A 12,255-nucleotide genomic window follows, 5' to 3' on the forward strand; every position below is an offset into this window, starting at 1 on the left:
CGATGCGGGTTCTGCAGGTCTGTGCCGAGATTTTCCCGCTGCTTAAAACCGGCGGGCTGGCCGATGTGGCCGGCGCCTTGCCGGCCGCGCTGGCGGGTGTGGGCGTCGATGCCCGGGTGCTGCTGCCCGGCTTCGACGCCATCCTGCAAGGCCTGCAGAACGCAGAGTGCCTGGTGGAGCTGCCGGGCCACGGCCAGGTGCCCGGCGGGCGGCTGCTGCGGGGTGAGCTGCCGGCCGCGGGCGTCACCGCCTACGTGCTGGACTCGCCCGCGCTGTACCAGCGCCCCGGCGGCCCGTACGCCGATGCCGCTGGCCAGTCCTGGCCTGACAACCACCTGCGCTTCGCCGCGCTGGGCTGGGCCGCCGCGGCGCTGGCGCTGGGCGCCGACACCACCTGGCGCCCGGCCGTGGTCAATGCACACGATTGGCACGCTGGCCTGGTGCCGGCCTGCCTGCGCGCCACTGCGGCGCCGGTGGCCAGCGTCTACACCATCCACAACCTCGCCTACCAGGGCCAGTTTGATGCGGCCTGTTTTGCCCAGCTCGGCCTGCCCGCCAGCTTCTGGGGCGTGAACGGCATGGAAGCCTGGGGCCAGCTCAACTTCATGAAGGCCGGCTTGTACTTCGCGGACCGGCTCAGCACGGTCAGCCCGACCTACGCCCGCGAGATTCAGCAGCCCGAACAGGGCATGGGCCTGGACGGCCTGCTGGCGGGCCGGGCCAACGTGCTGCACGGCATCCTGAACGGCGTGGACCCGGCGGTCTGGAGCCCGGCTTCCGACACCTTGATCAACACCCGCTACGACGCCAGCCGGCTCGCCGGCAAGGCCCGCTGCAAGGCCGATCTGCAGACGCGCCTCGGCCTGGCGCTTGACCCCAAGGCGCCGCTGTTCTGCGTGGTCAGCCGGCTGACGGAGCAGAAGGGCCTGCCGCTGGTGCTGAACGGTGTGCAGGCGATGGTGGCGCGTGGCGCCCAGCTGGCCGTGCTGGGCAGCGGCGACGCCCACATGGAAGCCCGCTTCCGCGCGTTGGCGGCCAGCCACCCGGCGTCGGTGGCGGTGCGCATCGGGTATGACGAGCCATTCGCCCACCAGCTGGTGGCGGGCGCTGACGTCATCCTCGTGCCCTCCCGCTTCGAGCCTTGCGGCCTCACCCAGTTGTACGGCCTGGCCTATGGCACCTTGCCGCTGGTGCGCCGCGTGGGCGGCCTGGCAGACACCGTGACCGACAGCGCGCTCGAGAACCTCGAAGACGACACCGCCACCGGCTTCGTGTTCGAGGAGTTCACCGATGCCGCGTTTGACGCCGCCGTGCGCCGCGCGCTGGCCCTCTACAAGCGCCCGAAGGCCTGGACGGCCGTGATGCGCGCCGGCATGGCCCGCCGCCACGACTGGCGCGTGGCCGCCGAGGCCTACCGCGACATGTACCGCCTGGCCCTGCCGCACTGAGCCGGCGCCGCCCCCCGTTTTTGATGACTTGACTGAACCCGAAGGAAGCCCGACATGGACCTGACCCAATTCGCCAATGCGCATGACGCCCTGGCCAAGGACGTGCCCGCTTTCAAGCGCGCCATCGCCAACAAGCTGATGTACCAGATCGGCAAGGACCCGTCGTCGGCACGCCCGGAAGACTGGATGCAGGCCGCCGCCTACGCCGTGCGTGACCACCTCGTCGGCCGCTGGATGACGACGACGCGGGCCCAGTACGCGCAGGACGTCAAGCGCGTGTACTACCTCTCGATGGAATTCCTGATGGGGCGCACCTTCGGCAACGCGGTGCTGGCACTGGATCTGATGACCACGCTCAAGCAGGCCTTGAGCGAGCTGGAGGTCGATGTCGACCAGCTGTTTGACCTGGAGCCCGATGCGGCGCTGGGCAACGGTGGCCTGGGTCGCCTGGCGGCCTGCTTCCTCGATTCGATGGCCACGCTGGCGGTGCCCGGCTTCGGTTACGGCATCCGCTACGACTACGGCATGTTCCGCCAGATCATCAAGGACGGCCGGCAGGTGGAGGCGCCCGATTACTGGCTGACCCACGGCAACCCCTGGGAATTTCCGCGGCCGGAAGTGACCTACCGCGTGCGCTTCGGCGGCCGGGTGGAAGAGGTGGGTACCGGCCCCACGGCCGTGGTGCGCTGGGTGGATACCGACGATGTGCTGGCCATGGCCTACGACAGCATCGTGCCGGGTTATGGCACCGAAGCCACCAACACCCTGCGCCTGTGGAGCGCCAAGGCCACCGAGGAAATGAACCTGCGGGCCTTCAACCAGGGCAACTATTTCGGCGCGGTGGAAAGCAAGAACCACAGCGAAAACGTGTCGCGCGTGCTGTACCCGGACGACTCCACGCCGTCGGGCCGCGAGCTGCGCCTGCGCCAGGAATACTTCTTCGTCAGCGCCAGCGTGCAAGACCTGGTGCGCCGCTACCTGCGCACCCACACCGAGTTCGACCAGCTCGCCGACAAGGTCAGCATCCACCTGAACGACACCCACCCGGTGCTGGCCATTCCCGAGCTGATGCGCGTGCTGCTCGATGAGCACCGCCTGCCCTGGGCCAAGGCCTGGGCGCTGTGCCAGAAGGTCTTCAGCTACACCAACCACACGCTGATGCACGAGGCGCTGGAGACCTGGCCGATCGACATGTTCGGCCGCGTGCTGCCGCGCCACCTGCGCATCATCTTCGACATCAACGCGCACTTCCTCGGCGAGCTCACCCGCACCCACGGGCAAGACGTCGACCTGATGCGTCGCCTGTCGCTGATCGATGAGTCGGGTGAGCGCCGCGTGCGCATGGCCTACCTGGCGGTGGTGGCCAGCCACTCGATCAACGGCGTGTCGGCGCTGCATTCGGACCTGATGCAGCAGTCGATCTTTGCCGACTTCGCGCGGCTCTGGCCCGAGCGTTTCAACAACAAGACCAACGGCGTCACGCCGCGCCGCTGGCTGGCCCATGCCAACCCGGGCCTGAGTGCGCTGCTGGATGCGCGCATCGGTACCGGCTGGCGCCGCCAGCTCGACCAGCTGCAGGGCCTGAAGGGCGCGATCGAGCTGCCGGGCTTCCTGGGCGCGTTCCGCAAGGTCAAGCGGCAGAACAAGGAGCGCCTGGCCGCTCTGGTGCAGAAGCAGCTGGGCGTGACGCTGAACTGCGACGCGCTGTTCGATGTGCAGGTCAAGCGCATCCACGAGTACAAGCGCCAGCTGCTCAACGTGCTGCACGTAATCACCCGCTACCAGCGCATCATCGCCAACCCCGATGCGGTGTGGACGCCGCGCGTCGTGGTGTTCGCCGGCAAGGCGGCGTCGGCTTATCACATGGCCAAGCAGGTCATCCGCCTGATCAATGACGTGGCGGCGGTGATCAACAACGACCCGCGCGTGGGCGACAAGCTCAAGGTCGCGTTCATTCCGAACTACAGCGTGAGCCTGGCGGAAATCATCATTCCGGCGGCCGATCTGAGCGAGCAGATCTCCACCGCCGGCACCGAAGCCTCGGGCACCGGCAACATGAAATTCGCCATCAACGGCGCGATGACCATCGGCACGCTGGACGGCGCGAATGTGGAAATGCGCGACCACGTCGGCGCCGACAACTTCTTCATCTTCGGCCTGACCACGCCGGAAGTGGCCGACCTGAAGGCCGGCGGTTACCAGCCGCGCCGCTACCTCGAAAACGACGCTGAGCTGGCCAGCGTGCTGGAAGCCGTGCGCAGCGGTGTCTTCAGCCCGGGCGAGCCCGACCGTTACCAGCAGATCTTCGACACGCTGGTGAACTGGGGCGACAACTACCTGCTGCTGGCCGACTACCGCAGCTACATCGACACCCAGGACCAGGTCGACGCGCTGTACCGCAACGCCGACGCCTGGACCCGCAAGGCCGTGCTCAACGTGGCGGGCATGGGCTTCTTCTCGGCGGACCGCACGATTGCCGAGTACGCCCATGACATTTGGCACAGCACGCCGGTGCATCTGGGCAAAACCGACGCTGCCTGAAGGGCGGCCTGAAGCCAGCCATGCAGGGGGCGGACTACAATCCGCCCCCTTTTCTCATTGCCTGAAAGACGCTCGTGGATTTGAAGCTGCCCATCAAGATCGTGGATGAACTGGCCGACGAGGTGATTGAATCGACCGGCATCCTGGACCTGGCCAGCGGCGAGATCCGTGATGTCAAGCTGTCCGACAACAACGACCCGCCGTACGACGGTTTCCCCGCCGAAGACGAAGACTACGAATTCACCTGCGGCATGCTGTCCAACGGCAAGAAGGAAGTTGAATTCCGCATCGAGGTGGATGTGGTCGGCCAGAAGTATTCGGTCACGCCGTCGGAGCTGCTGGAACTGAAGGGCCGCGCGGCCCGCCTGTTCTCGGCCGCCCCGGAAAGTGCCGAGCCGCCCCCGCCGCCCCCGAAGGGCCGCAAGCCGCGCGGCTGACGCACCGCGGCCGTCACACGGCCGCCACCCCCAACGCCTATCGTTGTCGCTTCTGCCCTGAGGTCTCTGACATGCCCGTGAATCTGCAAGCTCCCGATCCGCAATCCCTGTTCCCGGTGCCTGGCGTCACGCTCGGCATCGCCGAGGCGGGTGTCCGCAAGGCCAACCGCAAGGACGTGGTCGTGGTGTCGCTGGCCGAAGGCTCGGCCGTGGCCGGTGTGTTCACCAAGAACCGCTACTGCGCCGCCCCGGTGCAGGTCTGCCGTGAACACCTCGCTGGTGGCGCGGCCGTGCGGGCCATCGTGATCAACACGGGCAATGCCAACGCCGGCACCGGCGCTGACGGCCTGGCGCGGGCGCGCCGCACCTGCACGTCGCTGGCCGGCCTGCTGGGCGTGGCGCCTGAGCAGGTGCTGCCGTTCTCGACCGGCGTGATCATGGAAACGCTGCCGGTCGAGCGCATCGAGGCGGGCCTGCCAGCCGCGCTGGCTGATCGCCAGCCGGCCCACTGGGCCCGTGCTGCGGAAGGCATCATGACCACCGACACCCTGCCCAAGGCCGCTTCGCGCCAGGTGCAGATCGGTGGCGTCACGGTCACGGTCACCGGCATTTCCAAGGGCGCGGGCATGATCCGTCCGAACATGGCGACGATGCTGGGCTTCGTGGCCACCGACGCAGTGCTGGCCCCGGGCCTGCTGCAGCCGCTGGTGACGCGCGCGGCCGACGCCTCGTTCAACCGCATCACCATCGACGGCGACACCTCGACCAACGATTCCTTCGTGCTGATCGCCACCCGCCAGGCTGGCCATGCCGAGATCACCTCGCTGGACAGCGCCGAGGGCCAGGCCCTGAGCGCGGCTGTGCTGGCCGTGTCGCGTGAGCTGGCGCAAGCCATCGTGCGTGACGGCGAAGGCGCCACCAAGTTCATCACCGTGCAGATCGACGGCGGCCGCACCGAAGACGAATGCAAGCTGGCGGCCTACGCCATTGCCCATTCGCCGCTGGTGAAAACCGCCTTCTTCGCCAGTGACCCCAACCTGGGCCGCATCCTGGCGGCGGTGGGTTATGCCGGCATCGACGACCTCGACCAGAACCTGATCGAGATGCACCTCGACGACGTGCATGTGGTCACCCAAGGTGGCCGCAACCCGTCTTACCGCGAGGAAGACGGCCAGCGTGTGATGAAGCAGTCAGAAATCACCGTGAAGGTGAACCTGAACCGCGGCGCCGCGAGTGTCACGGTGTGGACCTGCGATCTGTCGCACGACTACGTCAGCATCAACGCCGACTATCGGTCCTGAGACCTCACGGTCACATCAGGCCTGGCCGGGCCTGAACAAGCCGGGTGCGCCGCGAACTGCGGTGCCCCGGCTTTTTGCATGGCCTGAGGCCGGCCGATCAGTAGCTGCCGTTGTTGCCCAGATCGGCGTCGGCATCCACATCGCCGCGGTATTCCACCTTGCCGCGCAGGCGGGCGCGCGGGTGCACGTCCAGCAGTGCGTCATACAGCGCGTCGCCCAGCAGCGTGGCCGAGCCGGTGATTTCCAGCGTCTTGCGGGCCACGATGGTGCCGCGCACCTTGCCTTCGAGCAGCACGTGGTCGGCCTCGATGGTGGTGCCTTCCACCACGCCGGTCGGACCGATGTGCACGGTGCCGCCCTGAGCGAAGCTGATGTCGCCCTTGAGCACGCCGTCGATCTTCAGGCCCAGGTCCTGGCGCGAGCTGAACGAGCCTTCGAATTCGGCGCCTTCAGCGATCAGGCTGGAGATGGCATTGAGTTGCTCCGTGGGCACCAGGCGGGCGGTGACGCGGTTGCCGTCGTTGAAGTTCATGGGGACATCTCCTTCAGGGACTTGGTTCGGGGAACGGGCGCCGGCGCATTGTCAGCGTCCAGACGCAGGTGAATCGGGGTGTCGGCAGCGCTGGCTGGCTGAGCGGCGGAAGACGCTGCGGATGCGGACATGGCACCAGACGCTGGTACCGCCGCGGGGGCCTGTGTCTTCATCGCCGGAGCCAGGCTGGGCGTTGACTTGGGCATCAGCTCAGCCAGCACGGTGCCGCCATGCAGCCACAAGGCCACGGCCAGGGCGGGCAGCCAGCCCCAGCGCAGCACGCGGCCGGCGCACCACAGCAGCCAGCGCCCAGCCAGGCGCCTGCGGGCCACCTGCCGGCCTCGCTGCTGCGAACGGTGCATCGCTGCATGCAGCAGTTCCTGGCTGGTCAGCGGACGAGGTTCAGTGGCGCTGGTCGCCATCCGTGCGGACGCGCTCGAGCTGCGCGTTCAGATCGGCGCCATTGACCTGCAGGTGCGTGTAGCGGATGCGGCCCGACACGCTGGCCGTGCTGTGCAGCGACACCCGGCCGCCACCCGCATCGAGCAGACCCACCGTCTGGCCCAGCACCGAGATGTTGCGCGCCGTGATGTCGCCCACCACGGTGCCGGTTTCGGTGACGGTGACATGCCCGTCCACCGCCTCTGACACGCGCAGGTCGCCCTGCACCTCGCCCGCCACGGTGATCGATCCGGCGATCGCGGCAGTGCCGCTGAACGACAGACCATCGGCCAGCGTGGAGTGGCGGATCGGACCCTCGGGCACCGCCACCGGCATCGCCTGCATGGCGGGCTGCAGCGTGGGCAACTGGTGGGGCTCGGGCATGCTCTGGCCCATCATCACCTCGGGCGCGTCGGCCGAAGGATCATCAGGCACGGCCTCGTCGTCAGACGGGTCGGAAGCGTAAGGGTTGGAATCCATGCGATACAGCCACTGCTTGAAATGCGGGAGGGAGTGGCTCAGCTGTTGCGAGCCGCTTGCAGTACCGGCACCGATTGCTCGGGCCGGAGGGTCTTGAAGGGGCCTTGAAGGACCGCACCATCGTACATGCGCAGCCGGGCGGCCAGCAGGGTACCGGTGGACACACCGGTGCTGGCCACATAGGCCGTGCCCTGGCACTCGATCAGGGTGTCGCGGTCGATGTCGTCGGCCACGCCGCCGAGGTGGCCGAGCACGTACAGATCGCCCAGCACCTTGAAGCGGCCCTGCAACTGGCCGGTGTGCCAGATGACCAGCCGGCCGGTGATTTCGCCCATGCCGCGCAAGGTGCCCTGCAGCAGCAGGCCGCCGTCAAAGCGCAGGTCGCCATCCACCGCGCTGCCTTCGGCAATGCGGTTGACGATGTTCATCTTCACCGGGTCGATGACCAGGGTGTCGTGGCTGGTGTCCAGCGGGTCGTCGTTGTGCCAATGTGTCATGGGAAACCGTGTTCCAGAACGTGGAAGGCGCCCCACAGCAGCACAGACCACAGCAGCAGGCCGCCGATGAGCCAGCCGCGCCGTGCACGCAGCAGGGCGGGTCCGTTCACCGGCCGGCCGGCCAGGGCTTGCGCCGGGTCATCGGCCAGCAAGGAGAGGGCGGCCATCTGCATCACCTCCACCCGCCCGCTGACGCCGCTCACCAGCACCCCACGCTTCGGTTGATCGGCCTTGGCCAGCCGGCGCCCGAGCGTGATGCGGATCGGCAAGCCCACGATCTGCTCGGTGAAGAACTGCTGGGTGCCAGCGGAAGAGGAGGGATCCTGCATGTAACCAATTATGAATTGGCGAAAGCGCTTTCCGCCTCAGTGTGGCAGCGTCACAACCCGATGACCATCGGGGCGTGCCTGATAGCATGTCCGGCTGCGTTGGAGGCCTGATCCGGGCCGCAGTGTCCGACGCGTTCTTTACCCGGAACGGCAGGTGAGCGGCCCATGAGGCTCTGGTGGAAACAATGGCGCGCCCGCATGACGCTGGCGCCCGACGATTTGTTGCGCGACGTCGTGTACCGGCGTCTGTGGACCTCGATCCTGATCAGCTCGTTCGGGGGGCAGGTGACCATGCTCGCGCTGCCGCTGACCGCTGCCGTGCTGCTCAACGCCAGCCCCACGCAGATGGGCTGGCTGACCACGATGGAGCTGCTGCCCTTCGTGCTGTTTTCGCTGCCTTCGGGCGTGTGGCTCGACCGGGTTCGCAAGCTGCCGGTGTATGTGGCCGGCGAGATCGTTCTGGCGGTGGCCGTGGCCTCGGTGCCGTTGGCCTGGGCGCTGGGCTGGCTCGGCATGGGCTGGCTGTACGCGGTGGGCTTCTTCATCGGGGCGGTGCACACCACGGCGGGCTCGGCCGCACAGATCGTGTTGACCCAGGTGGTGCCGCGGGAGCGGCTGGTGGAAGCGCATGCCAAGAACGCGCTGGCCAGCTCCGGCGCCGAAGTGGCGGGGCCCGGCGTGGCCGGTGCTCTGATCCGCGTGCTGGGTGCGCCCGTGGCCCTGCTGGTGGACGCCGTGATGCTGCTGGGCTCGGCCGCCATCCTGCGGGGCGTGAAGGTGAATGAGCAGCGGCCGTCCGCGCCGTCAGGCCGGTTCTGGGCGGACCTCAAACAGGGCCTGGCCTTTGTGCGCAGCCAGCGCTTGCTGATCGCCTTGGCCACCTGCGTGGGCATCTGGCAGATGTGCCACCAGTCCGCCATCGTGGTGCAGATCCTGTATGCCACCCGCACGCTGGGCATGAGCGAGCATGCGGTGGGCCTGAGTTATGTGGCGCTGGGGGCCGGCACGGTGCTGGCCAGCATCCTGGGCGACCGCATCAGCACCCGCCTGGGGCCCGGCCCCTGCCTGGTGCTGGGCCTGGCTACCACGGCCATCGGCTGGCTGGTGCTGGCGGTGATGCCGGGCGGGGCGGTGGGTGTGGCCGCGTTCGCAGTCATGTTGAGCTTCTTCGGCTTTGGTGCCGTGCTCATCTTCATCAATTTCATCTCGCTGCGGCAGGCGGTGACGCCCGAGCCCTTGCTCGGCCGGATGACCAGCACCATGCGCTGGCTCATCCTGCTGCCCGCGGGCCCCGGCGCGATGATCGGCGGCTGGCTGGGTGAGCATGTGGACCTGCGCGCCTCGCTGGCCTTTGCCGGCATCAGCTGCAGCCTGCTGGCGGTGGTGGCCTGGCGCTGGCCGGTGATCCGCGCGGTGAAGGTGCTTCCGAAGGCGGTGAATGTCAGCGGCACGCAGGTGGTGGATGACGCCACGACCTGACCAAACGTCGTGCCCCAACGACGTGACGCAACCGCGTCCCGCTCAGTCCAGCAATCCCTGCTCAGCTTCCACCGGCGCCAGCCGGTCCACGGCGTCGGTGATGATGCCGTCGATGCCCAGGGCCAGCAGGCGCGTCGCCTCGGCCGGGTCGTTGACCGTGTAGACCAGCGCGCGAAGACCAGCGCCGTGCAGGCGTTCGATCAGCGCTGCGTCCATCAGGCCGTAGTTCGTGATCACGGCCACGCAGCCGAGTGACTGCACCACGTCCCACCAACCGCTCCACAGGCTGTCGAGCAGCAGCGCCCGTGGCAGTTGCGGGGCGGTGGCCTGGGCGCCTCGCAGCGCCTCCGGGCGGAACGAGCTGAGCAGCGGCGGGCGAGCTTGGCCGGCCCACAGCCGGGCCACTTCCGCTGCCACCAGCTGGCCTGTGCGTTCCTCGTCACCCGGCGTGGGCTTGATCTCCAGATCCAGCCCGTGGCCGTTGCGCTGCAACCAGGCCGCGATGGCCACGAGGCTCGGCAACGGCTCACCGGCGAACGAGCGGCTGTGCCAGCCCCCGGCGTCGATGCGCGAGAGTGCTGACCACGAGCGCTGCGACGCGATGCCGCGCTCGGGCGTCGTGCGCTCCAGCGTGGCGTCGTGCAGCAGGAAGGGCACGTCGTCGGCCGACAGCTTCACATCGCACTCGAACGCGCGGTAGCCATGGCGCGCACCTTCGCGGAAAGCCGCCAGGGTGTTTTCAGGCGCCAGCTTGCCGGCGCCGCGGTGGGCAATCCACAGCGGCAGCGGCCAGCTCTCAGCATCCAGCAGCCAGGTGGGCGCGCTCATGTCATGCCTCCACGCGGGCCTGGGTCTGCGGGTCGAACCAGTGCAGGTGATGGGCGGCCACTTGCAGGAACACGGTGTCGCCCGCGCGTGGTGCCGGCTCGGTGCTGTTGATGCGCAGCGTGAAGGCGGCGCCGCCCAGCAGGCCGTGCACCAGGCGCTCGGCGCCCAGCATTTCCACCAGATGCACCTTCAGCGGCCATCCTTGGGCGGACACCTCGGCATGCTCCGGCCGCACGCCCAGCACCAGGGCGCCGGTGCGCGGGGCTGCGGCTGGCAGGGGCAGGCTGAGCTCACCAATGCGGAAGGCGCCGGCTTCAGCCGTGCCGGTCATCAGGTTCATCGGGGGCGAGCCGATGAAGCTGGCCACGAAGGTGGTGGCCGGCTTGGCGTACACGGTTTCCGGGGTGCCGATCTGCTCCATGCGGCCACCGTTCATCACGATCATGCGCTGGGCCAGCGTCATGGCCTCGACCTGGTCGTGGGTCACGAAGAGAGAGGTGACGCCGAGTTCGGCATGCAGCTTCTGGATCTCCAGGCGGGTCTGGGCGCGCAGCTTGGCGTCGAGGTTCGACAAAGGCTCGTCGAACAGGAATACCTGGGGCTGGCGCACGATGGCGCGGCCCATGGCCACGCGCTGGCGCTGGCCGCCCGAGAGCTGCCGTGGCTTGCGGTCGAGCAGGGCGCCGAGCTCCAGGATGCGCGCGGCCTTCTGCACGCGGGCGTCGATGTCTTCCTTCGGACGTCCGGCGATCTTCAGGCCGTAGGCCATGTTGTCGTAGACGCTCATGTGCGGGTAGAGCGCGTAGTTCTGGAACACCATCGCGATGTCGCGCTCGGCCGGTTCCAGGTCGTTCACGACCCGGCTGCCGATGGCGATCTCGCCGCCGGTGATGCTTTCCAGCCCGGCCACCATGCGCAGCAGCGTGCTCTTGCCGCAGCCCGAGGGGCCGACGATCACGATGAATTCGCCGTCGGCGATCTCGGCGTTCACGCCGTGGATCACCTTGTTCTTGCCAGCGCCGGAGCCGTAGGTTTTTTCAACGGCGCGCAGTGAAATCTGAGCCATGTCTGACAGTGTCCTTTGCTTATTTTTCTGAATCGACCAGGCCCTTGACGAACCATTTCTGCATCACGATGACCACCAGGGCCGGCGGCAGCATGGCCAGCATCGCAGTGGCCATGACCACGTTCCATTCGGTGTAGGCCTCACCGGCAATCAGCCGCTTGATGCCCATCACCACCGGGTACATCGACTCATCGGTGGTCACCAGCAGCGGCCACAGGTACTGGTTCCAGCCGTAGATGAACTGGATGACGAACAGCGCCGCGATGCTGGTGGTCGACAGCGGCAGCAGCACGTCCTTGAAGAAGCGCAGCGGGCCGGCGCCGTCGATGCGCGCGGCCTCCACCAGCTCGTCCGGCACCGTCAGGAAAAACTGGCGGAACAGGAAGGTGGCGGTGGCCGAGGCGATCAGCGGCACCGTCAGCCCGGCGTAGCTGTTGAGCATGCCCAGATGCGACACCACCTCGTAGGTCGGGCCGATGCGCACCTCCACCGGCAGCATCAGGGTGATGAAGATCATCCAGAAAACCACGCTGCGGAAGGGGAAGCGGAAGTAGACGATGGCGAAGGCCGAGAGCAGCGAAATCGTGATCTTGCCAAGCGAGATCACCAACGCGCTGATGAGGCTGGTCAGCATCATCGGGGCGGCCGCGGGAATCTGGCTGCCCATGCTGGTGGTGCCGCCGAACAGCGCGGTGCGGTAGGACTCCAGCGCGTGCGCGCCGGGCAGCAGCGACAGCGGGTGGCTCTGCGCGATTTCCTGGGCGGTGTGGGTCGAGGCCACGAAGGTCAGCCAGACCGGGAAGGCCACGATCAGCACGCCGATCATCAGCACCAGGTGGGCCACGAAGGTGGCCACGGGACGTCGTTCAATCATGG

General features: G+C 67.8%; 13 protein-coding genes. 5 read left to right on the top strand and 8 right to left on the bottom strand.

All coding sequences use genetic code 11. The annotated features are described in order from the left end of the window. The first annotated feature begins 2 nt into the window (after window positions 1-2). The 4 genes from glgA (at window position 3) to argJ (ending at window position 5,727) form a co-directional block, all read left to right on the top strand. Window positions 3-1,448: a glycogen synthase GlgA gene (glgA, locus tag AACH00_RS01960; protein ID WP_341397254.1), complete on the top strand. Its 1,446-nt coding sequence runs from the start codon at window positions 3-5 to the stop codon at window positions 1,446-1,448. A gap of 54 nt (window positions 1,449-1,502) precedes the next feature. Further along, window positions 1,503-3,989, top strand: coding sequence for a glycogen/starch/alpha-glucan phosphorylase (locus AACH00_RS01965; protein WP_341397255.1), 2,487 nt, complete (start codon window positions 1,503-1,505; stop codon window positions 3,987-3,989). Between the two features lie 74 nt (window positions 3,990-4,063). Next, window positions 4,064-4,426 (top strand): hypothetical protein, encoded by a 363-nt coding sequence (locus AACH00_RS01970; protein ID WP_341397256.1) that lies wholly within the window; start codon window positions 4,064-4,066, stop codon window positions 4,424-4,426. Window positions 4,427-4,497: 71 nt separating this feature from the next. Continuing rightward, window positions 4,498-5,727, top strand: a complete 1,230-nt coding sequence (argJ, locus tag AACH00_RS01975) for a bifunctional glutamate N-acetyltransferase/amino-acid acetyltransferase ArgJ (RefSeq protein ID WP_341397257.1) — start codon at window positions 4,498-4,500, stop codon at window positions 5,725-5,727. Window positions 5,728-5,824: 97 nt separating this feature from the next. Here the strand turns inward: argJ and AACH00_RS01980 are convergent, their stop codons facing one another. From AACH00_RS01980 to AACH00_RS02000, 5 genes are read right to left on the bottom strand one after another with little or no spacing between them, the layout of a single operon-like run. Beyond that, window positions 5,825-6,259 (bottom strand): bactofilin family protein, encoded by a 435-nt coding sequence (locus AACH00_RS01980; RefSeq protein WP_341397258.1) that lies wholly within the window; start codon window positions 6,257-6,259, stop codon window positions 5,825-5,827. Then, complete coding sequence (locus tag AACH00_RS01985) at window positions 6,256-6,621, bottom strand: hypothetical protein (RefSeq protein ID WP_341397259.1); 366 nt, start codon at window positions 6,619-6,621, stop codon at window positions 6,256-6,258. The genes AACH00_RS01980 and AACH00_RS01985 overlap by 4 nt, the downstream gene beginning before the upstream one ends. Window positions 6,622-6,661: 40 nt before the next feature. Continuing rightward, entirely contained in the window at window positions 6,662-7,180 is a 519-nt protein-coding gene (locus AACH00_RS01990) for a bactofilin family protein (protein ID WP_341397260.1), read from the bottom strand. Between the two features lie 38 nt (window positions 7,181-7,218). Next, a complete protein-coding gene (locus tag AACH00_RS01995; protein ID WP_341397261.1) occupies window positions 7,219-7,677 on the bottom strand; it encodes a bactofilin family protein in 459 nt (152 codons plus the stop codon). Beyond that, complete coding sequence (locus tag AACH00_RS02000; protein ID WP_341397262.1) at window positions 7,674-8,006, bottom strand: hypothetical protein; 333 nt, start codon at window positions 8,004-8,006, stop codon at window positions 7,674-7,676. The genes AACH00_RS01995 and AACH00_RS02000 overlap by 4 nt, the downstream gene beginning before the upstream one ends. A 165-nt stretch (window positions 8,007-8,171) precedes the next feature. Here AACH00_RS02000 and AACH00_RS02005 point away from each other — a divergent pair, with 165 nt between their 5' ends. Continuing rightward, window positions 8,172-9,485 carry an MFS transporter gene (locus AACH00_RS02005; protein ID WP_341397263.1) on the top strand — a complete coding sequence of 438 codons (1,314 nt, stop codon included), beginning with the start codon at window positions 8,172-8,174 and terminating at the stop codon, window positions 9,483-9,485. A 42-nt stretch (window positions 9,486-9,527) separates the two neighbouring features. On the opposite strand, the gene ugpQ is transcribed toward AACH00_RS02005, so the two are convergent. From ugpQ to ugpE, 3 genes are read right to left on the bottom strand one after another with little or no spacing between them, the layout of a single operon-like run. Further along, complete coding sequence (gene ugpQ, locus AACH00_RS02010; RefSeq protein ID WP_341397264.1) at window positions 9,528-10,313, bottom strand: glycerophosphodiester phosphodiesterase; 786 nt, start codon at window positions 10,311-10,313, stop codon at window positions 9,528-9,530. A gap of 1 nt (window position 10,314) precedes the next feature. Then, on the bottom strand, window positions 10,315-11,379 hold the full coding sequence (locus tag AACH00_RS02015; RefSeq protein ID WP_341397265.1) for a sn-glycerol-3-phosphate import ATP-binding protein UgpC: 1,065 nt from the start codon (window positions 11,377-11,379) through the stop codon (window positions 10,315-10,317). A gap of 19 nt (window positions 11,380-11,398) precedes the next feature. Continuing rightward, on the bottom strand, window positions 11,399-12,253 hold the full coding sequence (gene ugpE / locus AACH00_RS02020; RefSeq protein ID WP_341397266.1) for a sn-glycerol-3-phosphate ABC transporter permease UgpE: 855 nt from the start codon (window positions 12,251-12,253) through the stop codon (window positions 11,399-11,401). Window positions 12,254-12,255: the final 2 nt, after the last annotated feature.

It is taken from the genome of Ideonella margarita, assembly GCF_038066635.1.
In the GTDB taxonomy this organism is placed as follows: domain Bacteria; phylum Pseudomonadota; class Gammaproteobacteria; order Burkholderiales; family Burkholderiaceae_C; genus Ideonella; species Ideonella margarita.